Annotated in this window: 24 protein-coding genes; 6 read left to right on the top strand and 18 right to left on the bottom strand. The window is 56.8% G+C overall.

Annotated elements, in window-relative coordinates:
- Positions 1-39 precede the first annotated feature (39 nt).
- The 10 genes from K6123_RS03630 to K6123_RS03585 all read right to left on the bottom strand — a co-directional run bounded on the left by K6123_RS03630 (position 40) and on the right by K6123_RS03585 (position 10,972).
- Complete coding sequence (locus K6123_RS03630; protein ID WP_221794186.1) at positions 40-1,212, bottom strand: ABC transporter substrate-binding protein; 1,173 nt, start codon at positions 1,210-1,212, stop codon at positions 40-42.
- 646 nt (positions 1,213-1,858) lie between these two features.
- On the bottom strand, positions 1,859-3,034 hold the full coding sequence (locus K6123_RS03625; protein WP_221794184.1) for a benzoate/H(+) symporter BenE family transporter: 1,176 nt from the start codon (positions 3,032-3,034) through the stop codon (positions 1,859-1,861).
- A 15-nt stretch (positions 3,035-3,049) separates the two neighbouring features.
- On the bottom strand, positions 3,050-3,490 hold the full coding sequence (locus K6123_RS03620; protein WP_221794182.1) for a RidA family protein: 441 nt from the start codon (positions 3,488-3,490) through the stop codon (positions 3,050-3,052).
- A 170-nt stretch (positions 3,491-3,660) separates the two neighbouring features.
- A complete protein-coding gene (locus tag K6123_RS03615) occupies positions 3,661-4,110 on the bottom strand; it encodes a DUF6714 family protein (RefSeq protein ID WP_221794180.1) in 450 nt (149 codons plus the stop codon).
- 16 nt (positions 4,111-4,126) lie between these two features.
- Positions 4,127-4,468, bottom strand: coding sequence for a hypothetical protein (locus K6123_RS03610; RefSeq protein ID WP_221794178.1), 342 nt, complete (start codon positions 4,466-4,468; stop codon positions 4,127-4,129).
- 411 nt (positions 4,469-4,879) lie between these two features.
- Positions 4,880-5,665 carry a 1,6-dihydroxycyclohexa-2,4-diene-1-carboxylate dehydrogenase gene (locus K6123_RS03605; RefSeq protein ID WP_221794176.1) on the bottom strand — a complete coding sequence of 262 codons (786 nt, stop codon included), beginning with the start codon at positions 5,663-5,665 and terminating at the stop codon, positions 4,880-4,882.
- A 183-nt stretch (positions 5,666-5,848) separates the two neighbouring features.
- Positions 5,849-6,877 (bottom strand): benzoate 1,2-dioxygenase electron transfer component BenC, encoded by a 1,029-nt coding sequence (gene benC / locus K6123_RS03600; protein ID WP_281423885.1) that lies wholly within the window; start codon positions 6,875-6,877, stop codon positions 5,849-5,851.
- A 14-nt stretch (positions 6,878-6,891) separates the two neighbouring features.
- On the bottom strand, positions 6,892-7,383 hold the full coding sequence (gene benB, locus K6123_RS03595) for a benzoate 1,2-dioxygenase small subunit (RefSeq protein WP_221794173.1): 492 nt from the start codon (positions 7,381-7,383) through the stop codon (positions 6,892-6,894).
- A complete protein-coding gene (locus tag K6123_RS03590) occupies positions 7,380-8,756 on the bottom strand; it encodes an SRPBCC family protein (RefSeq protein WP_221794171.1) in 1,377 nt (458 codons plus the stop codon). The genes benB and K6123_RS03590 overlap by 4 nt, the downstream gene beginning before the upstream one ends.
- A gap of 515 nt (positions 8,757-9,271) precedes the next feature.
- Complete coding sequence (locus tag K6123_RS03585) at positions 9,272-10,972, bottom strand: sigma-54-dependent Fis family transcriptional regulator (protein WP_221794169.1); 1,701 nt, start codon at positions 10,970-10,972, stop codon at positions 9,272-9,274.
- A gap of 291 nt (positions 10,973-11,263) precedes the next feature.
- On the opposite strand from K6123_RS03585, the gene K6123_RS03580 reads away from it, so the two are divergent.
- A complete protein-coding gene (locus tag K6123_RS03580; RefSeq protein WP_221794167.1) occupies positions 11,264-12,193 on the top strand; it encodes a catechol 2,3-dioxygenase in 930 nt (309 codons plus the stop codon).
- 163 nt (positions 12,194-12,356) lie between these two features.
- Here the strand turns inward: K6123_RS03580 and K6123_RS03575 are convergent, their stop codons facing one another.
- Positions 12,357-12,935 (bottom strand): antibiotic biosynthesis monooxygenase, encoded by a 579-nt coding sequence (locus tag K6123_RS03575; RefSeq protein WP_221794165.1) that lies wholly within the window; start codon positions 12,933-12,935, stop codon positions 12,357-12,359.
- A 113-nt stretch (positions 12,936-13,048) separates the two neighbouring features.
- Here K6123_RS03575 and K6123_RS03570 point away from each other — a divergent pair, with 113 nt between their 5' ends.
- The 3 genes from K6123_RS03570 to K6123_RS03560 all read left to right on the top strand — a co-directional run bounded on the left by K6123_RS03570 (position 13,049) and on the right by K6123_RS03560 (position 16,078).
- Positions 13,049-14,041, top strand: coding sequence for a LysR family transcriptional regulator (locus tag K6123_RS03570; RefSeq protein WP_221794163.1), 993 nt, complete (start codon positions 13,049-13,051; stop codon positions 14,039-14,041).
- A 155-nt stretch (positions 14,042-14,196) separates the two neighbouring features.
- A complete protein-coding gene (locus K6123_RS03565; protein ID WP_221794161.1) occupies positions 14,197-15,660 on the top strand; it encodes a 2-hydroxymuconic semialdehyde dehydrogenase in 1,464 nt (487 codons plus the stop codon).
- Between the two features lie 13 nt (positions 15,661-15,673).
- Entirely contained in the window at positions 15,674-16,078 is a 405-nt protein-coding gene (locus K6123_RS03560) for a GlcG/HbpS family heme-binding protein (protein ID WP_221794159.1), read from the top strand.
- A gap of 312 nt (positions 16,079-16,390) precedes the next feature.
- Here the strand turns inward: K6123_RS03560 and K6123_RS03555 are convergent, their stop codons facing one another.
- Positions 16,391-17,413: an MsnO8 family LLM class oxidoreductase gene (locus tag K6123_RS03555; protein ID WP_221794157.1), complete on the bottom strand. Its 1,023-nt coding sequence runs from the start codon at positions 17,411-17,413 to the stop codon at positions 16,391-16,393.
- Between the two features lie 258 nt (positions 17,414-17,671).
- Between K6123_RS03555 and K6123_RS03550 the strand changes: the two genes are divergently transcribed.
- Positions 17,672-18,130, top strand: a complete 459-nt coding sequence (locus K6123_RS03550; RefSeq protein ID WP_221794155.1) for a hypothetical protein — start codon at positions 17,672-17,674, stop codon at positions 18,128-18,130.
- A gap of 20 nt (positions 18,131-18,150) precedes the next feature.
- Here K6123_RS03550 and K6123_RS03545 read toward each other — a convergent pair whose 3' ends face one another.
- Positions 18,151-18,717, bottom strand: coding sequence for a TetR/AcrR family transcriptional regulator (locus K6123_RS03545; RefSeq protein ID WP_221794153.1), 567 nt, complete (start codon positions 18,715-18,717; stop codon positions 18,151-18,153).
- Positions 18,718-18,900: 183 nt separating this feature from the next.
- Between K6123_RS03545 and K6123_RS03540 the strand changes: the two genes are divergently transcribed.
- Entirely contained in the window at positions 18,901-19,389 is a 489-nt protein-coding gene (locus K6123_RS03540) for an HPP family protein (RefSeq protein ID WP_246624575.1), read from the top strand.
- Between the two features lie 22 nt (positions 19,390-19,411).
- Here the strand turns inward: K6123_RS03540 and K6123_RS03535 are convergent, their stop codons facing one another.
- From K6123_RS03535 to K6123_RS03515, 5 genes are all read right to left on the bottom strand, one after another.
- Positions 19,412-20,680, bottom strand: a complete 1,269-nt coding sequence (locus tag K6123_RS03535; protein WP_221794152.1) for an NAD(P)/FAD-dependent oxidoreductase — start codon at positions 20,678-20,680, stop codon at positions 19,412-19,414.
- Between the two features lie 85 nt (positions 20,681-20,765).
- Positions 20,766-21,482, bottom strand: coding sequence for a type 1 glutamine amidotransferase (locus K6123_RS03530; protein WP_221794149.1), 717 nt, complete (start codon positions 21,480-21,482; stop codon positions 20,766-20,768).
- 85 nt (positions 21,483-21,567) lie between these two features.
- Positions 21,568-22,374 carry an ABC transporter permease subunit gene (locus tag K6123_RS03525; protein ID WP_221794147.1) on the bottom strand — a complete coding sequence of 269 codons (807 nt, stop codon included), beginning with the start codon at positions 22,372-22,374 and terminating at the stop codon, positions 21,568-21,570.
- Positions 22,371-23,315 carry an ABC transporter permease subunit gene (locus K6123_RS03520; RefSeq protein WP_221794145.1) on the bottom strand — a complete coding sequence of 315 codons (945 nt, stop codon included), beginning with the start codon at positions 23,313-23,315 and terminating at the stop codon, positions 22,371-22,373. Before K6123_RS03520 ends, K6123_RS03525 begins: the two co-directional genes overlap by 4 nt.
- 11 nt (positions 23,316-23,326) lie before the next feature.
- Positions 23,327-24,514: an ABC transporter ATP-binding protein gene (locus K6123_RS03515; RefSeq protein WP_221794143.1), complete on the bottom strand. Its 1,188-nt coding sequence runs from the start codon at positions 24,512-24,514 to the stop codon at positions 23,327-23,329.
- Positions 24,515-24,604: the final 90 nt, after the last annotated feature.

Here is a 24,604-nt window from a genome sequence, read left to right as displayed (position 1 = left end):
TGCGCAGCCGTAACCAGCCACCGGCAATCGTCAGATTGCTTACAACTTGCAGCCGCGGGCAGGATCTTCCAGCCCGGCAGCGGCAATATCGATCACCCGGTTTTCACCGTCCTGCACTTCACGCAGATAGATGTTTTGCACCGGGTTATGGGCTTTGGAGAAATGGAAGTCGCCGCGTGGGCTCTTGATGGTGGACTGCTCCATCACCTTGATCAGGGCATCACGATCACTGATATCACCTTTCAGCTGCTGCACCGCCTGGGCGATCAACAAACCGGTGTCGTAACCCTGTACTGCGTAAAGGTCGGCTGGCTTGCCAAAACGTGTTTCATAGGCCGTGCGGAAATTGCGATTGGCGTCGTTGCTGATTTCATCGGCATAGTGCAGGCCGGTCAGGATGCCTTCGGCCGCTTCACCCTGGGCTGCCAGCGTCCCTTCGGTGAGGAAACCACTGCCCAGCAACGGAATCTTGCCGCGCAGACCGAGCGCGTCGTAATCCTTGACGAACTTCACCGCACCACCGCCTGCGAAGAACACAAACACCGCGTCCGGTTTCATCGAGGCAATATCCGTGATGTAGCTCTGGAACTCGGTTTTCGGGAACGGCACCATGATCTGTTTCACCACTTCACCGCCACCAGCAGTAAAGGATTCCTCAAAGGCTTCCAGGCTTTCCTTGCCAAAGCCATAGTTCCAGCTCATGGTCACAACCCGCTTGTAACCACGGTCGAGCGCCACCTGCCCCATCGGATAAGACGGCTGCCAGGCCGAGAATGAGGTGCGGAAAACGTTACCGGCACACCAGGGGCCAGTCGCCGCGTTGGCACCGGCGTTAGGGATAATCACAATCGGCTTTTTGTTACGCAGCACCTTCAGCATGCCCATCGCCACCCCGGAGTGCACCGGACCAACAATAAAGTCGGCCTGCTGCTGACTCATCAGCGAGGTCGCAATTTCCGGCGCCCGCTCGGGCCGCGCTTCGGTATCCACTTCGATGTATTCGATTTCACGACCGTGCAAATCTGACGCATGTTCGGCCAGTGCCATCTTGAGGCCGTTACGGCCAGCATCACCCAGTGCCGCGTAAACACCGCTGAACGGCAACATAATGCCGACCTTGATTGGCTCTTCAGCCTGGCTGATGGCAGAACAGGATAAGGAAAGACCCAGCAGAGCCGAAGACAGGCCCCGGTAGAGAGTACGTGTTTTCATGAATTGATCCGTATGAGTTTTATTATTGTTGTGCGCTGACGACCCGCCAGCCGCTGCTGCCGGGTCCCCCTGAGAGTCATTAAATGCGTCAGATCAACAGACCAATAGCCAGATTGTGCAGGCTTCTATCCGGCTTCTGCAGCCGGGGGAGAAAAGGGATAAAGAGGAAACCGGGAGAGCAGGCGTCCCGCTTGCATACGGGCTTGGGCGTATGGGAGACGGGTACGCCGTAAATGACACCGTCTTCCCAAACGAGCTTGCGAGATTTGGGATCCAAGCGGCACAAAAAATTGCCCCGCTGTCTGGATTCCAGAGCAAGTCTGGAATGACGAGTATTCGAGCGTGTGAATACACCAGACCTCAGACTGCGTAAATAACACCGTCTTCCCAAACGAGCTTGCGAGATTTGGGAGCCATGCGGCACAAAAAATTGCCGCGCTGTCTGGATTCCAGAGCAAGTCTGGAATGACGAGTATTCGAGCGTGTGAATACACCAGACCTCAGACTGCGTAAATAACACCGTCTTCCCAAACGAGCTTGCGAGATTTGGGATCCAAGCGGCACAGAAAATTGCCCCGCTGTCTGGATTCCAGAGCAAGTCTGGAATGACGAGTATTCGAGTGAGAGACTACACCAGCCCCAGCACTCAGCGCCGCTGCTTGCGCCGAGCCAGTAACTCGCTCAGCAGATACACCAAACCACCCAGCACAATGCCCCAGAACGCCGCGCCAATGCCCATCAGGCTGACGCCCGAAGCAGTGGTCATAAAGGTTACCAATGCGGCGTCGCGGTGATCCGGGTCTGACAGAGCTGTCTGCAGGCTGTTGCTGATGGCTCCGAGCAAGGCCAGCCCGGCAATCATGGCGATCATCACCGTCGGAAAGCTGGTAAAGAAGAGCACAATGCTGCCTGCAAACAGGCCGCCGATAAGGTAGAAAATGCCGTTGGCGATCCCGGCAATATAACGCTTGTCCGGATTTGGATGGGCTTCCGGGCTGGTACAGATCGACGCCGTAATCGCCGCCAGCACCGACGTGATACCACCAAACAGCGCCACCGGAATCGACACCAGTGACAGGCTGGTCAGAATCGGCCGACTGGCGACCTGATAACCGGCGTTTTTCAGAATCGCAAAGCCCGGCAGAAACTGGCCGGTCAGGCTGACAATCACCAATGGCAAGGCCAGACTCAGGGTGCTATGCAGATTCCATTGCGGCGTAATCCACTGCGGCGACGCCAGTTCCCAGCGCAGCTGGCTGGTATCCACGCCCAGCGTGGCGAGCGACAAGCCAAAGCCCAGCAGCGCCAACAACACCAGCGACCAGCTGCCACTCAGCAACTTGAAGGCCACAAACCCCAGCACCATCACCACCGTCACCAGCGGGTAATCCGCCAGCGGCCGAAAGGCTCCGAGGCCGAAATCAAACAGGATTCCGCCAATCATGGCGGCCGAAACACCGCGAGGAATCACATGCACCACGCGGTCAAACCAACCGGTAACACCAATCAGCAACAGCACCAGTGCTGCGGTGATATAAGCGCCCACCGCTTCGTTAAGCGACAGCTCCGGGAACAGTGTCAGCAGCAACACCGTCCCTGGTGCCGACCAGGCCGTCAGCACGGGCACCTTCAGCCAGGCACTAAGGGCCAGACTGGTGACCCCGGCCGCCATCGATATGGCCCAGATCCAAGAGGTCATCATCTGATGGGATATGCCAGCGCTGTCGCCAGCCTGAAATACAATCGCCAGCGGCCCGGAATACGACACCAGCACCGCCATCAGGCCAGCCACAATGGCCGATACAGAAATATCCTTCAGCATGAACACCCGCCAAAATCACAATGAATCAAGCTGCGCAATCGCCTTCACTTCGAGAAAATAGCCGGGTGCACCGCACAACTGAGCGGCACCAATCGCCGTCCAGGCCACCTGTACACCAGCCAGATAACGATCCCGTACCTGCATAAACAAGGGCAAATCACGCATGTCGGTATGGAAGCTGGTCATCTCGACCAGATTGTCGAAGCGGGCTCCGGCGCTTTCCAGCACCCGCCGCATATTCTCGAACACCTGTACAAACTGGGCTTCCTTCTCCACCACCAGCTGGCGGTTATCGTCGCGGCCAATCTGACCGGCGATATAGAGGGTGCCATTGGCCAGCACCGCAGGCGCATAACCAATCTCGTCACGCACAAACTCCATTCCGGACGGCACGATAACACGCGGTTTTGGGGAACGGGAAACGGCAGCCGACGACGCGGCAGAAACATCACTCATGGTAATCTCGCTGATTATTGTTATTGGATTTTCCGAGTCTCTGGCTCGGGTATTCAGCAGGGTACACAGCGCCAAAGTTGAACCACTAGCCAGATCCTGCAGCAGGCTAGCCAGATTGTGCAGCCAGCGGCCAGAAGCGGCAGAACTTGCACGAGCAGGATAGCGATGGCTCAAAGCAGCCGCGAGGCTGCATAAATCACATCGTCTTCAAATTGCCCATAAGTCGTTTGCATGTAATCCAGAAACTCCAGGATCACGCGCTTTTCTGCGGCTGAAAACAGCGCCAGTCGCTGTTCATAGGTAGCAGCCCAAAAGGCTTCCGGTTCGGCGAATTTATAGACGATCGACTGGCCGATAACATCGGCGCTTGCAGGATCAATCAGCTCAGCTCGCATAAACGCAGGCAGAAAATAACGAAACGCTTCAGGTTGCAGAAATGACAAGGCTGCGGAATAACGACGCAGCTCAATAATCGTCAGTTCCTGCCAGCGTTTACCTGAGAAAAAGGCTGCAATTCCTTCGTCATAACAAGAATCTGTCAATGGTCCAGACGGGTAAGCAAGCGGTCCAAATACAGCTTCGATGTCTTTGATCAGCTGCTCTCTACTCATATTGGTCATCCATGATTATTCAGAGTTAAAAACGCTTGAGCGGCCACAGTTGTCTGCCAACAAACTCACCGCCGCATTGACCGCAACGGTACAAATCCCGAGGACGTCGCCACAACCATGCACCCAGTCCACCAGCGCCACAGATAATCGCAATCGCCAGTGACAGCTGTTCGGCCCACAAAGGGCTTGAAACAAGCATGCCAAGCATCAGCGAAGCTGCAAACCAACCAGCGCCGTCCCGGGGGGCAATCTTATCTATTGCCGGTGTGTAAATGAGGTAAGGAGTGAAGTTATCGGGAGCAATTTTGCCGATCTGGCGTAATCGGCCACCACAGACGTTGCAACCAGGTAAACGACGTTTGGCCATGCTGAATCCTTTCGAGGCGATGACCAGATTATGCAGCCTTGTGTCTGTCTGCTTCAAACCGTCACCGCTACCTTTGTGAGGTGCGTCGTGACGACAGCGTTGATTCCCAAAAGCCGCTGGCAAGGCATGCCTTGCCCCTACGGAGGTGATGCGTGGTTCTGGGTCGTAGGGTCACGACATGTCGTGACGACAGCCTTGATTCCTAAAAGCCGCTGGCAAGGCATGCCTTGCCCCTACGGAGGTGATGCGTGGTTCTGGGTCGTAGGGTCACGACCTGTCGTGACAACAGCGTTGACCCCAAAGTCGCTGGCAAGGCATGCCTTGCCCCTACGGAGGTGATGCGTGGTTCTGGGTCGTAGGGTCACGACATGTCGTGACAACAGCGTTGACCCCAAAGCCGCTGGCAGCACGTTACCCCAGGTCCCCGCCTCCAACCGGAATCACGCTACCGGTGAGGTAAGAAGATTCATCCGAAGCGAGGAACAGAATGGCGTTGGCCTGTTCCTGCGGGGTGGCGTAGCGTTTCATCAGGCTGGAGTCGATGGTTTGATCGACGATCTGCTGGTACCAGACTTTTTCCTGCTCGCTCTGGTTTTCGGTATTGCGGGGAATTCGCCGCGGGCCAACGTCGGTGCCGCCCGGCGCAATGGCGTTTACCCGAACGCCCTTGTCGGCGTTTTCGAACGCCAGGCAGGCCGTGATGGCATTAACACCGCCTTTGGCAGCCGCATAGGGCACCCGGTTAAGGCCGCGGGTGGCAATTGATGAAACGTTGACGATCACGCCACTGCGCTGGGCCTGCATGGTTTCCAGCACTGCATGGCAGCCCCACAAGGTTGGATAGAGTGAGCGGTTGATTTCCTTTTCAATCTGGTGCGGTTCGTAGGCCTCATAGGGCTTGGCCCAGATGGTGCCGCCAACGTTGTTGACCAGCACATCAACCCGCCCGAGCTCGCGGATGACCGAGTGAATCGCATCGCTGGCGGATTCGTATTGCTCTAGATTGGCAAGCCGGTAAATGCAGTTGGGTGAGCCCTGTTGCAGACAGGCGGCCACCACTTCCTCAACAATCGGCGACAGATCAATCAGCGCCAGTGTGGCGCCTTCAGCGGCCATGGATTCTGCCACCGCACGGCCAATACCCTGAGCCGCACCGGTAACGATCACGACCTTGTTTTCAAAACGATTCTCGCGCATGGGTTATTCCTGTTGTTATGGTTTGGATCGCCGTGGCGGAGCCAACTCGCCGGATTCCGACGGTAGGTCGGATAAGCCTGCGCCATCCGACAATTCCGAATCACACGGCTGCAGGCCTGGTCGGATGGCAGTCGCTTCGCGCCCTTATCCGACCTGCTTCAAATCTGCCTCCCTGCCCGATAATCAGGCAGCACTGCTGGCCACAGCAGCACTGGCGCTGAACTTCTCGTAATAGAAGCCATGCGGCTCAACGCCTTGCTGGCGGAAATACCCCAATACTGCGTCGACCATGGGAGGCGGCCCACACAGGTAAACGTCCACATCGCCGTCGTTCAGCGGTGCTTCATCCATGTGGTTGGTAACGTAGCCCTTGTTGGGGTGCGCGCTGTCCGGGTTGGCAATCACGGTTTTGAAACTGAAGTTGGCGATCTGATCAGCAAAGGTCTGCAGCGCTTCAACACAGACCAGATCATCGTCGTTGGTGACGCCATAAATCAGATGCACCGGCTGTGACGGCGGCTTGTCCCTGAGGGACTCCAGCATTGACAGGAACGGCGCCAGACCGGTCCCTCCGGCCAGCATCAATACCGGCCGTTCTACCGCCCGCAAGTAAAACACCCCCAACGGGCCTGTCAGCGTCAGTTGATCACCGGCTTTGGCCTGGCTTGCGAGCCAGCTGCTCATCAGTCCGCCCGGCACATTACGAATCAGAAAACTCATCTCGGCACTGCCCGGTTTAGAGCTGAACGAATAGGCTCGTGTCTGCTCGCTGCCCGGTACCTGAATATTGACGTACTGGCCCGGCAGGAAGCCCAGCCCTTGGGCGGCGCTGACCTTGAGCTCAAGCGCCGTTGCTGACAGCAAGCTGACCTCAGAGATTGTGGTGGTCAGCGCCTGATTCGCCTGCTTGCTGCAGAGGCTGGCAGCCGCCGGAATATTCACCACACAGTCGCTGGACGGTACCATCTGGCAGGTTAAAACCATGCCATTGGCGGCTTCATCGACGCTCAGGGCTTCTTCCAGGTAATCGTCACCCAGTTCAAACTTGCCCTGCTGACAGCTGCCCTTGCAGGTACCACAGACGCCATCCGAGCAGTCCATCGGCAAATTGATCTGCGCCCGGTAGGCAGCATCGAGGACGGTTTCGCCCTCGTTGCAGCAGATCATCCGGGTCACGCCATCTTCAAAATTCAAGGCGATGTTGTAACTCATCATGACCTCCAGACTTACAGGTGATAGACATCAATCACCTGATTGATGTAATCGTTTTTCAACACCACCTTCTTGTTGGTAATCAGCGGCTGCTCGCCACTGCAATCGAGGCTGTAGAAGTTCACCCCATAAAAGGTGTTGGTGGTGTGGTAGCGATAGCTGTTGGTCTGCCAGTTGAAGCGCAGCTTCACTTCGTCGCCGTTACGCTCAAGGATTTCCAGATTGCTGACCAGGTGCAGGGTGCGTGGCTCCGGTAGCGAGCTGGCGCCGGAGCGCTCGGTTTTAAGGCGGTAGACACGATCTTCCAGACCATTACGGTTGGGGTAATAGATCAGCGAGATCTCGCTTTGCGGATCTTCGGTCAACTCGTCGTTGTCGTCCCAGCAGGGCATCCAGAACACGGCATCCGGGTGATAACAGTCGAGCCACTGGTCCCATTCGCGGTCATCCAGCAAGCGTCCTTCGCGGTGGATAAATGCCTGGATCTGTTCAAACGTCATGTTCATTGGTTGGCCTCCTGCTGAACCAGTGAGATATAGCGGGCGCGCTCGGTGGCAATCGCCTTGCTCATTTCTTCCACCCAGTGCTGGTGATGCTTGATGTAAAGGCCTTCGTCTTCCGGCCGGGCACCACTCATCAACGGTTGCATGCCAATGCGTTGGGCCCAATGGTCAGCGCCTTCGATCCAGTGATCGGCACCTCGGCTCATATCGCTCCACTTCATGTTGGTGGCGGCAAAACCTTCCTGACAGCCGCGGAATTCTTCCAGATCGTCTGGCGTGCCCATGCCGGAGACGTTAAAGAAGTCTTCGTACTGACGAATCCGTTTGGTACGTTCGGCTGCAGGCTCGCCTTTGGGGGCCCAGCAGTAGATGGTCACTTCGGTCTTGTTGACGTCGATGGGACGCAGTACCCGGATCTGGGTGGAAAACTGGTCCATCAGATAGACGTTGGGGTACAGGCAGAGGTTTTTGGTGGTCCGCACGATAAAGTCAGCGCGGGCTTCACCCAGCTGCTGTTCCAGCCGCTGCAGTTGTGAATAAACCGGCCGAACTTCCGGGTTCTGGGTGCGGGTCCACAACATCATGTGGCCATTGTCGTAGGCGTAGAAACCGCCTTCGCCAGACCAGCTTTTGGCATCCACCGCCTGGGTGCCACCTTTTTCATAGTTGCGCTGGCCCATGGTCGACAGGTAATTCCAGTGCACGGTGCTGACGTGGTAACCGTCGGCCCCGTTTTCGGCAGTCAGCTTCCAGTTGCCTTCATAGGTGTAGGAGGACGAACCACGCAGTACTTCCAGCCCTTGCGGCGCCTGATCGACGATGGCATCGATCACTTTGGTGGTTTCACCCAGATAGTCGCGCAGCGACATCACGTCCGGATTGAGGCTGCCAAACAAAAAGCCACGGTAGTTTTCAAAACGCGGCATCGCCGTCATATCGTGGGAGCCATCCTTGTTGAAGCTGTCTGGATAGCCGCCTTTCTTTTCATCCTTGGCCTTTAACAAACGACCATCGTTCTTGAAGGTCCAGCCGTGGAACGGACAGGTAAAGGACGACTTGTTGCCGCGCTTCTTGCGACACAAGGTGGCACCCCGATGGGAGCACACATTCAGGAACGCCTTCAGTTCGTTATCAGCCGTGCGGGTAATCACAATCGGCTGACGACCAGCGTAGGTGGTGTAGTAGTCACCGGGATTTTCGATCTGGCTTTCGTGGGCGAGGAAGATCCAGTTGCCCTCGAAGATGTGTTTCATCTCCAGTTCAAACAGCTCTTTGTCGGTGAAGACACTGCGGTCACAGCGGAAGTGGCCAGTCTGCGGATCAGCTTCCACGGCATTGCGGATTTTCTGTTCAAGTCGGTCGAGTTGGGGAGTCATGAGCGTCACTCCATTTTGTTATTTTATAAACACCCGGACGGTGCAACTGCTGGCGCTGAGAGCCTTACGAGCAGTGACCGGCGGCGGTGCTGGTGCGGAGTCAACCCTTGCAGCAGCAAGGGCCAAAGGCGCGTGAACCAGTGATAGTCAGATTAAAAGCCTGCCGACAAGGCCACTATCCGAACCCGGACGGGCTTTATCCGTTTCCTGCAGCAAGAGGCGAATCGGTGAAAATGGCGCAATGGAGAGGGTCAGGAGTCAGGAGTCAGGAGTCAGGAGTCAGGAGTCAGGAGTCAGGAGTCAGGGGATTTTAGCCGTCATCCTGAACGCGTAGCGATTCAGGATCCATAAGGCGGAGAATCTGGCCAAGCCGTATGGCTGCCACGTCAGCGTCACAGGGTCGGGACATGTCCCAACAGCGGCTGTGATATTTTCAAAGGCTGTTGTCTACGCACGCCTGGACCCTCCAAACATGACCAACCAGGGTTGGGCCGGGCCGAGATGACGCGTATGGGCTACAAGCCGTGCTTGTCCTTGCGATAGGCGAACGCCGGTCGGCTCAACCCCAGCGAACGGGCGGCGTCGGTCACTATGCCACCGCTACGTTCGAGCGCCTGCTGGATCAGTTGTTTTTCGATCTCCTCGAGGCTGACACCAGCGTCCAGCAAATCTGCCACCGCCTGATCACCACGACCTTCGGCTCGCGCTGCCGGAGCAATATGACCTTCAGCATCAAGCATATTGAGTGGATGGCTGGTTTCCGTCAGCGACGGGAAAAAGTGCTCAATACCGATTGGCCGGTGGTGTTCGGTCAGAATCACGCCGCGCTCAATCATGTTTTCGAGTTCCCGCACATTACCCGGCCAGCTGTAGGCTTCCAGCATCGACAACGCCTTGTCGGTAATGCCCTGCACCCGCTTGTTGTACTGGTTCTGGTATTTATCGAGAAAGTGTTCAATCAATAGCGGAATATCTTCACGGCGTTCCCGCAATGATGGAATCCGCACCGGCAGTACGCTGAGGCGGAAATACAGGTCGGCACGGAAACGGCCTTCCCGCACCGCTTGCTCAAGATCTTCGTTGGTGGCCGCGACCACCCGCACATCAATCGCCAGCACCCGGCTGCCACCCACCCGCTCCAGTTCTTCCTCCTGTAACACCCGTAGCAGGCTGGCCTGGGCGCGGGGCGACAGTTCGATCACTTCGTCGAGGAAAATGGTGCCGCCATTGGCGCGCTCAAACTTGCCTTCACGGCTGCTGTTGGCGCCGGTATAGGCACCGCGCTCAACGCCAAACAGCTCGGCTTCGATCAGGTCCGGTGGAATGCTGGCGCAGTTGACGGCAATAAATGGTCCGTCGCGGCGCTCACTGAGGCGATGGATATTGCGAGCCTGCACTTCCTTGCCGACTCCGGTTTCACCCAGCAGCAGCACGCTGACCTTGCTCGGTGCCGCGCGGGCAATCACATCGCAGGCGTGCCGGAACGCCGCCGACTGGCCCACCGCTGCAAACGGCAGCAGGTCACGGTCACGTTCGGATTCATAACGGCTCTTCAGCTGGTCGTAACGCTGTTTGAGGGCTTCCAGTTCCTCAATCACGGAATCCGGTTCGTAATACTTTTCCAGCTCGTGCCGGTCCGGCCATTCATGAGCCGGGCGACCAATATTGACGCAATGATGATGCTTGCCGGTGGCACAGCACTGGGTTTCCTTAAAGAGAATCTTGCGACCCATAAAATAGCTGGTGTAACCACTGGCATACCCCAGCAGCGTCCAGCATACAGGCTCGTCGGATGGGCCGAATTCATGCAAATGCTGCTCGGCTTCCCAGGAGTGATGCCAGTCGAATTCGCCATAATAGTCGCCAGTCTCAAGATTGATATCGAGGCGGATAGGCGTCACCTTGACCTTGCCTTCAAGCTTGTGAAGCTGTGGCCCGACCACAAAGGCGTCGGCCACACTGCAGCCTGGCCGCACCCGTTTGGCCAGCTCGGCATCCAGTCGCCCGGCCGCATAACCCGCGCGCATCAGAACACCCTTGGCGCGTTCCCAGCCGACACTTTCAATCAGTCCTCGGCGCAGTTGCCCCAGCGCAGCGGCATGCAGCAGCACCATGCGGTTTTCATTGAGCCAGATATGGCCGGAGTCCGGATCAAAGCGGACCTGGTGCATCAGGTCGCGGGTATCCGGCACCGTCAGCGGAGTTCGTTCACTCATCTTTATTATCTTTATAGTTAGAGTTTGGATTCATCATATCGTGAATCGCCGGTTTTGGATGATCATTTGATAAATCGATCCGGCATTTCAAGATCCCGAATATAGAATTCTTGCCTTTCCAGACGTCGGTTCGAGTTCAATAACTCCAATAAATTCAATAGCTTGTAATTAATCACCCAGTGGGATCACCACTCACCGGACGCTGGCACAGGGGTTGCTGAAGGCTACAGGCCAACGCCGGGAGCCACTCACCGGCGAGCGTTTATCTATAAATATAACAATGGTGAACATATGAAATACGGTGTGATGCGTCCGGGGCACGTGCAGATTCGCGTGCTCGATATGGACGAAGCTGTTAAACATTACTGCGATCTGATGGGCTTGATCGAAATGGATCGCGACGACCAGGGCCGTGTTTACCTGAAGGCCTGGACCGAGGTCGACAAGTACTCGGTGATTCTCAGCCCATCCGATTCTGCCGGTATGGACTTTATGAGCTTCAAGGTGGTTTCCGAAGAAGCCCTCGACCGTCTGCGCGGTCGCCTGCTCGAACACGCGGTAGAAATTGAGGAAATTCCCGCTGGTGAACTGAAAGACTGCGGCCGCCGTATTCGTTTCAAGGCACCTACCGGCCATACCTTTGAACTGTTCGCCAGCAAGGCCCAGACCGGCAAATGGGGGGTATCAAACACCAACCCGGAAGCCTGGCCACGCGACCTCAAGGGCATGGCGGTTGTACGTTACGACCACTGCCTGCTGTACGGACCAGACGTCCCCGCCACCACCAAACTGTTTACTGAAGTGCTGGGCTTTGAACTGGCTGAACGGGTGATAGCTCCAGACGAAAGCGAAACCCTGATCGGTTCCTTTATGTCGGTTGGCATGAAGGCGCACGATATTGCCTTTATCGAAAACCCCCAGCCAAACCAGTTCCACCATTCATCCTATTTCCTGGAAACCTGGGAAGACGTGCTGAAAGCCGCCGACCTGATCTCCATGACCGACACACCGATTGATATTGGCCCGACCCGACATGGCCTGACTAACGGCCGTACCATTTATTTCTTCGACCCTTCCGGCAACCGTACCGAAGTGTTCGCAGGCGGTAACTACACCTACCCGGATCACGAGCCAATCACCTGGACTGCGGACCAGCTTGGCAAGGCGATTTTCTATCACGACCGTGAACTGAACGAACGCTTCCTGACCGTTACAACCTGATTGCGGAGACCTGGAGTCTGGGGTCGGGAGCTTGCTTCCAGCGCCAGACCCACAGCTCTCGATATTGATGGGCACGGCCCATCCTACAGACATTACAGAAACGTAGGTTGGGCCATGCCCAACGTTGGCCGGACCAGCTCAGACGGTGAACAGGAATCCGGACCTAACGTCCGGCAAACAGCCAGAAACGGAACCAGCGGGTCAGTCGTGGCATCGCCACATAGGTCATCAAGAAGATCACCAGAGCCGTCACCAGCAGGGTTCGCAGCAATAACGGCAGCAGTTGCAGCCAGTCGCCGAACAACAGAAATACCAGGGTGACGATGGGATACAAGGCCAGCCAGCTGACCAGCGTCATTTTGTATCTGGGTGGGGTTGGATGCGCCGGGGCATCTGGCAGGTCGAACCACAAGGCAATGCCCGACAGCCGTTGCCGCTGGCTTGGTGCCGCTAACAGGGGTTCGATAGCCTGAAGGATGCCCGCTCGTTGCGGCGACTGTTCCCAGGCGTCCAGCGCGGTAACGTCGGCAAACCGGAAAACGATCCGGTAGTCCGCAGGCGAACCTTCGCCAGGACGAAACAGATTGGCACCGAGGTAACCGGCAAACTGGCTGGCAGCCTCGGTCAGTTGTGAACAAAGGGCTTCAAATTCTGCTTCACAGCCAGGTTTCACTGACCGTGAAACCTGCACCGCGACACTGTCTGCCAGTGCTGTGGGTGCAGCCGTCAGAGAGTCAGACATAAAGCGCCCTCGCCGTCGAAAGGAGTTTTTATCCTACCCGGCGAGCCAATAAAAGCCAGCTTCGAATGGCTCCTGAAACGGGAATTCCAAAGCCCGAAAATGAAGGTGTTTATATGAATTACCAGGATCTTTACCTGTTCATCAAAGTGGTCGAAAAAGGCAGTCTGGTAGCGGCCTCCCGCTTCCTCAATATTCCAACCTCGACCCTCAGTCGGCGGCTGCAAACCTTTGAAACCGAGCTGGGTTACAAGCTGATCCACCGTAGCGCCAAAACCTTTGGCCTGACCGAAGCAGGCCAGCGCCTGTACCAGACTCTCAGCAGCACCTTGCATCAGCTGGAAACCCAGGTTGAAGACGTCAACAGTGAGCTGTCGTCGCTGTCGGGCGACATCAAGATCACCGCGCCAGTGACCTTTGGCCACCATTTCGTCAAACAGTGGGTGATGGAATTCATGCGCGAAAACCCGCGCATTACGGTGGAGATTTTCCTTTCCAACGAGAACGTCGACCTGGCCCGTAACAGCATTGATATCGCCTTCCGGCTTGGCCGCGTAACACTCAACAACTGGATTTCACGGCCGTTGTTCCAGACCCGTATCGTCGCCTGCGCCAGCGTCGGTTTTATCGAACAATACGGCATGCCTGAACGGCCGTCCGAACTGGCGGCGCTGCCATTGGTAGCCCTCAAGCGACTGCCGGTATGGCGTTTCCACAACGACGCTGGCGACAGCGAAACCATCAGCCCCCGACCGCAGCTCCGCACCGACGAAATCCGCTTTGCGGTGGATGCGGTACTGGAAGGCATTGGCGCCTGCTGCTTGCCGGAATACACCGTGCGTGATGCCTTGCAATCCGGCCAGCTGGTTGAGTTGATGCCTGCCTGGCACTGCGAAGACCGCCCCGCCAACATGCTTTATCCACACCGCGAAAACCTGCCGCTGAAAACCCGCACCTTTATCGATTTTGTGATGAACAAGGTACGCCAGTCTGAAGCGCTGACGGCACTGCGGCCGGCTGTCGACTATCTCGGCAACCAGCCATCTGAGCAGCCTGCCGAACAGACGTATGAACAACCAATGGGGCCACGGCTGAGCAGCCATCACTGACCGTTATTCCACAAAAGCAGCCTCAACATCTCATATTCGGGATGATCTGATTTTGCTTTTGCCGCTGTCTCGCAGCTTTGTCGTGACGATATTCTGCATAGATCGTCCTGGCCGGCCACCCGGTCCATAAACATAACAAACGGGTATTGAGTGCTATGAAAGAATTCCGCCATTTTATTAACGGACAGTTTGTCAGCTCGGCGTCCGGTAAAACCTTTGAAAACCGCAACCCGGTTGATAACAGCCTGATCGGCCTGGTGCATGAAGCCGGTCGTGAAGAAGTGGATGCTGCCGTAGCCGCCGCCAAACAGGCGCTTAAAGGCCCCTGGGCCAAATACAGCCAAGCCAAACGGATCGAGCTGCTGAACAAGGTTGCCGACCGCATCAACGAACGTTTTGAAGAGTTTCTGGTGGCCGAATGCCTCGACACCGGCAAGCCACGTCACATTGCTTCCCATATCGATATTCCCCGTGGTGCCGCCAACTTCAAGGCCTTCTCGGAAACCCTCGCCAACCACCCGACCGAAAGCTTCCGGCTGGATACCCCGGATGGTAAAGGTGCCATCAACATGGGCCACCGCACGCCCAAGGGTGTGATTGCGGTGATTTCGCCGTGGAACCTGCCGCTGCTGCTGATGACCTGGAAAGTCGGCCCGGCCATGGCCTGTGGTAACACGGTGGTCGTGAAACCATCGGAAGAAACCCCGGCCACCACCACGCTGCTGGGTGAAGTGATGAACGAATGCGGCGTTCCGGCCGGTGTCTTCAACGTCGTGCACGGCTTTGGCCCGGATTCCGCTGGTGCCTTCCTGACCGAACACAAGGACGTTGACGCCATCACCTTTACCGGCGAAACCCGCACCGGTGAAATCATCATGAAGGCCGCGGCCTGTGGCCTGCGCAATATCTCGCTGGAATGCGGTGGTAAAAACCCCGGCATAGTGTTCGATGACTGCGACATTGAAAAAGCCGTCGAAGGCACCATGCGTTCCGCCTTTGTGAACTGTGGTCAGGTTTGTCTTGGTACCGAAAGGGTGTACGTCCAGCGCGGCGTGTACGACCAGTTCCTTGCCCGCATGAAAGAAGAAGTGGCCAAACTCAAGCTCGGCCGTCCGGAAGACCCTGATGCCAACTTCGGCCCGCTGGTGAGCCTCGAGCACCGAGACAAGGTGGCCTACTACTACGGCCTCGCCAAAGAAGAAGGCGCCACTGTCGAAATTGGCGGCGGCATCCCGGATATGGGTGACGCCGAGCTGAACCAGGGCGCCTGGATCGAACCGACCATCTGGACCGGCCTGGCCGACAATGCCCGCGTGGTAAGGGAAGAAATCTTTGGCCCTTGCTGCCATATCCGTCCGTTCGATACCGAAGAAGAAGTGATCGCACTGGCCAACGACACCGACTACGGCCTGGCGGCCGCTATCTGGACCGAAAACTCAGCCCGAGCCATTCGTGTTGGGGAACAAATGGAAGCCGGTATCGTCTGGATCAACTCCTGGTTCCTGCGCGACCTGCGCACTGCCTTTGGTGGCGCCAAGCAATCCGGTATTGGCCGTGAAGGTGGCGTCCACGGACTGGAGTTCTACACCGAGCTGAAAAACATCTGCATCAAGTTGTAAGACGGGAGCAATCATGACTCTGACCAGTCAACAGGTACGTCAGCTGCTGGATCAGGCGGTCGCCAGCGCCACCCAAATGGAATTACAGGTTTGTGTGGCGGTGGTCGATAGCGGTGCTAACCCGCTGGGTTTTCTGCGGATGGACGAAGCCTTTCTCGGCTCGTCTGACGTGGCCCAGCGCAAGGCTCGCACCGCAGTGCTGTTCCGCTGTCCGACCGATGCCTTCGGCAAGGTGATTGAGCAGGAAAAGCTGCTGGGTATGAGTGGCAGCAATCAGGGCCTGTGTGCTTTCGGCGGAGGTTTGCCGATTCTGCACAATGGCCAGCTGCTGGGTGGCATCGGAATTTCCGGTGCCACGGCTGAGCAGGATCAGCAGATTGCGGCTGCAGCGCTGGCGACTCTGTTCCAGCGGCAGTGACATTCGCTGTCATACTGAACGCGCAGCGATTCAGTATCCACTGACTCAAACGATTCGCAACCGTCTGGATTCCGGGGCAAGCCCGGAAAGACGCTTCCGTCTTCCTGAACGCGCAGCGATTCAGGATCCACTGACTCGAACTACTCACAACCGTCTGGATTCCGGGGCAAGCCCGGAAAGACACCTGCGTCTTCCTGAACGCGCAGCGATTCTGGATCCACTGACTCGAACGATTCACAACCGTCTGGATTCCGGGGCAAGCCCGGAAAGACACTTCCGTCGTCCTGAACGCCCAAGTTATCCAACGGTCTTCTAAAACGCCTGTTCGGCGATCAGCCTGACACTATCCAGCCGCTGCTGATGAGTATGGGTCACCGAGACCATAGCAATCTCGTTCACGCCAAACTCAGCTGCCAGCCGTTCGATTTCATCCATGCAGTTGGCTGGTGAGCCAACGGTGTAGCCAGCCAGGATCTGGTCAAATATGGCTTGTTGCGAACGCGGCAGCTGACGATAACGATCCTGTACCTGATCCGGCGACAACAACGGCTCTTCCGGTTCGAACCCCGGCTGGCCGCCGAACTGCATGGACAGCTTGCGATACACCGCAGTGCCTGCGCGCCAGCGAGCTTCCTCATCGGTTTCGGCACAGATACAGGCAATCGCCAGCAAGGTTTCCGGCTCCCCTTCATGTCCGGCCTGCTGCCAGGCCTGACGATAATCCGCAAAGATCTGCGGCTGGCAGTGTTCGGCAGCAATAAACCGTGCCAGCGCCAGTTTATAGCCCAGTTGCCCGGCCAGGCGGGCACTGCCACCACTGGAGCCCAGCATCCACAATGCTGGCGTCGGAGTGTTATCCGGCATCAGCTGAAGACCGGCAAAGCCGTGATCCGCAGGCAACTGGTTTTGCAGTAAACCCGCCAGCAATTGCGCCTGTTCAGCATAAAATTCAGTCGGTAACGGCGCATGAGGCCAGGCCAGTGCCCGCGTCGTCAGCTGACTGCCGCCGGGCGCACGACCAATGCCAAGGTCAATCCGATCGGGGAACAGGGTCGCCAGCATCCGAAAGCACTCCGCCACCTTGAGCGGATTGTAATGCGACAGCATCACGCCACCACTGCCGACCCGAATTCGACGAGTACGGGATGCCACCGCTGTCGCCAGAATTTCCGGGCAGGGGTTGGCGAAATGTTTGCTGTTGTGGTGCTCCGCAACCCAGAATCTGTGATACCCCAGCTCGTCACAATAACGAGCCAGATCTATTGTCAGCCCCACCGCTTCTGCGGCGCTATGACCAGCCATGACGGGTGATTGGTCCACAATCGACAAACGCATAACATTACCGTGATTTCCGGCGCTGGCACCGAAACCCTGTCAGAAAAAGAATACAGCCAGCGGCTGCGTGAGTTGTCTGGATTATAAACAAGGGAGCGACAGATAACGGCGCCAGGTCAGGGTTTATCGCCAATTCGGCGGGGATCTCAAATTTCCGAAAACAGGATTTAGGAGACGTTGGACAATATCGCCATACCCACTGGTATCGGCGCTTTGAACGGTGCTAAGTTGGATTCACTTCCAGAGGGAGGATCACAGATGAATGCTGTCCTGACTCTAGTACTTGTGTTGACTCCGCTGCTGAGCGGCGTTGCGGTTACCCAAAACGCTGCCAGCGACAGCCCGAATACCAGCGCTCACCCCCAACCTGCCGCGCTGCGCCCGCTTCGTTGCGAACAAATGGCCGGTGTCTGGCGTGGCCAACAAACCCTGCTGAACGGCCAGATCACTCGCTGGATTTCCCGCAGCGACCATAACGGCAAACTGGTGATTGATTTCCTCAACGCCGATGGCTCACCCGACCACCGCCTGCAAGGCCACTGGCAATGCGACGCCTCCAGCCAGCGTATGAACACGGTGACCACCAACAGCGACGGCGAAACCCGTTATTACAGCTACCGTATTCTGGAGCTGAACTCCGAACGCTTTATCTATCAGTTTATGCAGGGCGATCTGCCCGGCGTGGTGTTTTTCTCCAGCCGGGTGCACAGTTTCTGAGCTTGCAGATGAAGCACTCTTCAGGCCCCGACAAGCGCATCCACCAGCCTGCCTGCCTTGATAGCAGCCTGTTTGTCGCCCATCACATGCGCCTGCACAATCGCCCCTTCTTTCAGCATGGCGATATGGTCTGCCAGACTCTCACATTCGGCTGCAGGCACACCGGCAGCCTGCAGTTGTTGCTGGATCTGCTGCAGTATCAAGCGCTTGTGTTCGGCACATTGCTGATGAATCGGATGCGTCGGGTCAGAGAACTCGGCACTGACGTTGATGAAATAGCAGCCATGGAATTCCGGCATGTGCGGCTCTCGGTTGTGAAACCAGTCATCCAGTGCTGCAAACATGGCCAGCAAGGCTGGCTTGCCCGCATCTACCGTCGCCATACGGCCGAATAGCCAATCCCGAAACATCTGGTCCCGATAGGCAACGGTTGCGGCCACCAGATCTTCCTTGCTGGCAAAGTGGTGATAGAGGGTTTTTCTGGCTATCCCCGAGTGCTCCAGCACCTTGTTGATACCAACCGCATAAATCCCTTGCTGGTAGAACAGCTGAAAGGCCTGCGCTACCAATTGTGCTCGCTTATCCACCCTGAACCTCGCTCAATTCCATTCCCCAGACCTGCCCTGCTCCTCATCAGCCAAGGAGTGAACGCCAGCCTGATTATCCGATGCATGTTGACACTGGTAGACCAATCTGTCTACCTTAAAAAGAGACCGATCGGTCTACCTGACAATCAGGATCAGAAATAACCAGGCCTGGGGAGATTACAGATGAATTTATTGATCAGCCGGATAAACACATCCGGCCTTATCACAGCCTTACTGGCAGGGATGGGGGCAGCCGCTTGTATCACCGCTCTCAGCTATATTGGTGAACTCGGGCATGGCTTGTGGTTGATGGCACCGTTTGGCGCCACCATGGTGATTTTGTTTGGTTTGCCGGCCAGCCCGCTGGCGCAACCGCGCAATATTGTGCTGGGCCATTTGTTGACCACTGCGGTCGGGCTTGGCTGTCTGACGCTGTTCGGTGTGCATGGCTGGAGTCTGGGTCTGGCGGTTGGGCTGGCCGTGATGTTGATGATGCTGACCGATACCCTTCATCCACCAGCCGGAGCCAATCCCTTGCTGGCGATGCTCACCGGTGCCAGCTGGCACTTTCTAGTGACTCCGGTAGCCGTCGGCGTATTCACCATCGTACTGTTTGGCTACGGTTATCACCGCTGGGTTTCCGGTAAGCCCTGGCCGCAACGCTGGTTCTGAAACGTTGATTCTGATTTGCCGATCAGCCCACTGCATCACGCAGCCGGAACCAGATCATCGCTGCTGCCAGTGCGGCCGAGTGCAAGATGCCGCGTGACGGTAACGGCATCACCGGGAAGCGTTCCAGCAAGCGGAACTGTTCCGCCTGGCCCTGAATCGCGCGGGCGATACAGGCGCCGCCCATTCCTGCCATCACGACGCCATGGCCAGAATAGCCGTGAGCAAAAAAGACGTTGGAAGCCAGCTTGCCAAAGTGTGGGGTGCGATAACGGGTGACGGCGACGTTGCCGGACCAGCTTTTCTCAAAGCCAATGTTGCCGAGCTGTGGGAAGGTCGCTGCGATGCGTTTTTGCATGATGCCCGGCAGATTTTTCGGCGGCTTGTTGGTGAGCCCAACACGGCCCCCCCACAATAATCTGCCGTCGCCGTCCTTGCGGTAGTAGCTGAACAGATTACGGGTATCGAATACCGCAGCATTACTCGGTATAACCGTCGGCTGCAGGCTGTCCGGCAGCGGCACTGTGGCACAGATATAACTACCGACCGGCATCATATAACGCTCGATATCCGGCACTAATTTGTCCAGATAGGCGTTACCTGCCACCACCAGAAAATCGCTACTGACTGAGCCCTGGTCGGTTTTCACCAGGGTTTTGGGGCCGTAATGAATCTTGCGAACCTGTGAGTGTTCATACACCTGCGCACCCGCCGCCACAGCAGCCTGGGCTAACCCGAGGGTGTAGTTCATCGGATGCAGGTGACCACCATTGGGGTCCCAGGCGGCCGCGTGGTATACCAGGCTGCCGGTTTTGGCGGCGGTTTGCCCGGCATCCAGCAACTGCACCGGATAATCAAAGGTCTGTTGTTGCAGCTCGACTGAACGCCGCAAATGATCGACATGACTGGCGTGGGCGGCAACTTCCAGCTGGCCACTCTGCAGGTCACAGGGAATCTGGTAACGCTCAACCCGCTGGCGGATCAGCTCGATGCCTTCCAGCGATAACTGAAACGCCTTGCGGGCATCGGCCTGGCCCAGCAGTTTCAACAAACTGGCACCGTTTTCACCGGCCCCGGCAATGATCTGGCCACCGGAACGACCGGAAGCTCCCCAGGCCAGCTGTTCAGCTTCCAGCAAGACCACCCGATAACCCTGCTCGGCCAGTTCCAGCGCCGCACTAACGCCTGTCATGCCACCACCGATAATGGTCACATCGGCGTGGATATCGCCTGCAAGGGCAGCAAAATCGAGTGAATAGCGGCAGGTGCTGGCGTACAGGCTGTCAGCGTGCATGGCAGAATTCCGGCAAGGGTTTGGATAAATTGAAGCCGCATGAATCCCGGATCTCGCAAGCTCGTCCGGGATAACATTAAGGCGATCAGTAACTGCCCTGCAGCACGCTCAGCAGCCACTCGGCAATCACCGGCGAATCAACACAGGCATTCGGCGCGGTTGCGGTCTCAATGCCGGGCGCAGCCGCGTCCATTGGAATGCCGTCACCACCACGGAATTTCAGCAGGTCTTCCTCGAACTTGAGGGTGAATTCCGGGTGCGGTTGCAGGCTCACCATACGGCCGCCGTCGTAGCTCAGACCGGCGTAACGACAGAATTCCGAGCTGGCGACCACTTCCGCACCGGCTGGCAGAATCGAGACCTGATCCTGATGCACGGCGTTAACACGAATCTGGCCGGACAGCTTGTCTGCCAGGGCACCATGAACCTGATACTGGTGAACACCCACGCCCCAGCCACCGGTGTATTTTTCGACCTTGCCGCCAAAGGCTTCGGCCATCAGCTGATGACCAAAACAGATGCCGACCAGCGGCTTGCGGGAGGCACCAATGGCACGGGTGAATTCTTTCAGCTGGTGAATCCAGTCAATGTCTTCGTAAACACTGAATTTGGAACCGGTGATGATCCAGCCATCGCATTCGTCGGCAGCCTCCGGAAATGTTCCCAGCCGGACGTCGTACACCTGATAGTCAAAGCCGGGATTGAGCGGCGCGAACAGGCGTACAAACATATCGGCGTAGCTGCCGTATTGGGGAATCATTTCATCCGGCGTGATGCCGGTGGCAAGAATACCGATTTTCATAACATGCTCTTGAGTTGGGTTATTTCGTTGCAGGCGGTGGCGCAATCGTTCCCACGCCGGGCGTGGGAACGAGCAATTGAACGGCTTACTGCGGTTCCGGCCGTTTGCGCATTTGCCACATGGCGACAAACACACCAATCGCTACCACCAGAATCATCAGCGTTGCCAGCGCGTTAACTTCCGGTGTCACGCCCAGCCGCACTTTAGAGAAGATCACCATTGGCAGCGTGCTGTTGCCCGGGCCAGATACAAAGCTGGCGATAACCAGGTCGTCGAGCGACATGGTGAACGACAGCAGCCAGCCAGACAGTACCGCCGGCATGATCAACGGCAGGGTCACCAGGAAGAACAGTGACGATGGCCGGGCGCCCAGATCCATCGCGGCTTCTTCAAGGGTTTCGTCGAAACCGGCCAGGCGCGACTGCACAATCACGGCTACATAGGCCATACAGAAGGTGGTATGAGCGATGATGATGGTCAGGGTGCCACGCCCGGCAGGCCAGCCGAACAGGCTTTCCAGTGCAACGAACAGCAGCAGCAATGACAAACCGGTAATCACGTCTGGCATCACCAGAGGTGCCGAGATCCAGCCGGAAAACATCATCTTGCCCTTGAACCGGCCCAGTCGCTGCAAGGCAAAACCTGCCATGGTGCCCAGAATCACCGCCAGCGTGGCGCTGATCATGGCGACCTTGAAGCTCAGCATCGCAGCGTTGACGATCTGTTCGTTACGGAACAGTTCGCCGTACCACTTCAGCGACCAGCCGCCCCACACGGTCACCAGCTTGGATTCGTTAAAGCTGTAGATGACCAGCGAGAAAATCGGCAAATAGAGGAACAGAAAACCGAGCGCTGAGGTACTCATCAGCAGCCATGAACGTTGGTTACTCATGCGGCGTCCTCCTGCTTGCTGCTGTTACGTACCAGCGTGATTGGCACCACCAGGATCACCAGCATCACAATCGCTACTGCCGAGGCCATCGGCCAGTCACGGTTAATCGAGAATTCGTCCCACAATACGCGGCCAATCATAAGGGTATCGGAACCACCCAACAGCGACGGAATCACGTACTCACCCACCACCGGGATAAACACCAGCAAACAGCCCGCGACAATCCCCGGCAGCGCCATCGGCACAATCACCGCAAAGAAGCTCTGGATCGGCCGATAGCCGAGATCAGCAGCGGCTTCCACCAGCGTCATGTCGAGTTTTTCCAGCGCTGTATAGAGCGGCAGCACCATGAACGGCAGGTAGGTGTAAACAATGCCGATGTAGACCGCAAAGTCGGTTTGCAGCATCTGGAGCGGCTGGTCGATCAGGCCGACCGCCATCAGGATGTCGTTGATCGGGCCACTCTTTTTCAGCAGCGCCATCCAGGCGTAAACCCGTAACAGGAACGAGGTCCAGAACGGCAGCACTACCAGCGCCAGCAGAATGGTACGGGTGTTACCTTCCGAACGGGCAATCAGCCAGGCAATCGGAAACGCCACAATCAGCGTCAGTACGGTAGAGATAGCCGCAATCTTGATGGAGCTGAGGTAGGCATCCAGATAGAAGCTGTCTTCCCACAGGAACAGGTAGTTACCGAGGTTGATCTTGATGTTGAGGTAGGCCTCTTCAAGATCCAGATCAAGCAGGTCGGTGTACGGTGGTACCGCAATTGCGCTTTCGCTCAGCGAGATCTTGAACACCACCAGAAACGGGATAAAGAAAAACAGCGCCAGCCAGAAGTACGGCACTGCAATCACCATCAGGCGACCCCAGTTGACGTTACCCAGCCGCGACATTTGCCACAGCCGTTCGAGCACGGCTGTTCCGGTTGATTGAGTCATCAGACATCTCCTCAGGCGGTCAGTACCACAGCACTGTCCACATCCCAATAGAGGTGAACGCGGTCATTCCAGGTAAAGCGAGCGCCCATGTCGCGCGCGACGTTAGGCTGGGTTACCCGCACTTCCATGCCACTGTCGAGGTGGATGCGGAAGATCGACATGCTGCCCATGTAGGCGATATCGACGATCACGCCTTCACAGCGGTTGTCGGTCTGCTCCGGCAGCTCGTGACTGAGCAGGATTTTTTCCGGCCGGATCGCCACATTGACCTGCTGGCCCGGCGCGCAGCTAATGCCATGGTTGATGTAGAGTGGCGCATCCATGTGTTTGCTCTTGACGCGGACGCGGTCCACTTCGTCTTCGATGATGTGACCTTCAATCAGGTTCACCGAGCCGATAAAGCGCGCCACAAAGGCAGAATTCGGGTATTCGTAAATATCGTGTGGTTCACCGACCTGAACGATGTTGCCGGTGTTCATCACGCCGATGCGGGTCGCCAGGGTCATGGCTTCTTCCTGGTCGTGGGTTACCACCACGAAGGTCACCCCGGTTTCTTCCTGAATGTTCATCAGCTCGAACTGGGTTTCTTCACGCAGCTTCTTGTCGAGCGCGCCCAGTGGTTCGTCGAGCAGCAGCAGCTTGGGCTTTTTCACCAGTGCCCGTGCCAATGCCACACGCTGACGCTGACCGCCGGAAAGCTGATGCGGCTTGCGTTTGCCAAGATGGCCGAGCTGCACCATGTCGAGCATGTCAGCGACACGCTTTTTGATATCGCTGTCGGCAATGCCTTCACGCTTGAGGCCAAAGGCGATGTTCTTTTCCACCGTCAGGTGCGGAAACAAAGCGTAGGACTGAAACATCATGTTGACCGGACGGTTCCATGGCTTGATACCAGCCATGTCAACGCCGTCAATCAGGATGCGACCAGAAGTAGGCTGTTCGAAACCGGCCAGCATACGCAGCAGCGTACTTTTACCCGAGCCTGAGCCTCCCAGCAGACAAAAGAGCTCACGACGGTAGATATTCAGACTGATGTTATCTACAGCGGTGAAATCACCAAAGTTCTTGGTAACGTTCTCAAATACCACAAAGGGCTTGGCATCCGGATCACGCCACAGGCTTGGCTGTGGAGAAGTCAGCGGGTTATGGCTGCTGTCCGTTGCGGGGGATGGTTTCGTGCTTACTTCTGCGATAGTCATAGCTTTGCTTCCACGGACTGCCAGGCAGTCGTTTGGGCAGGAGCCAGCGTGTGGCTCCTTTGTTTTAGTTATGGATCGTGTCGTTATCGA

This window comes from Oceanobacter mangrovi (genome assembly GCF_019740315.1).
Classification (GTDB): domain Bacteria; phylum Pseudomonadota; class Gammaproteobacteria; order Pseudomonadales; family Oceanobacteraceae; genus Oceanobacter; species Oceanobacter mangrovi.
Note: the sequence above shows the minus strand (reverse complement) of the source record. Positions and strands in the feature narration are given on the sequence as shown.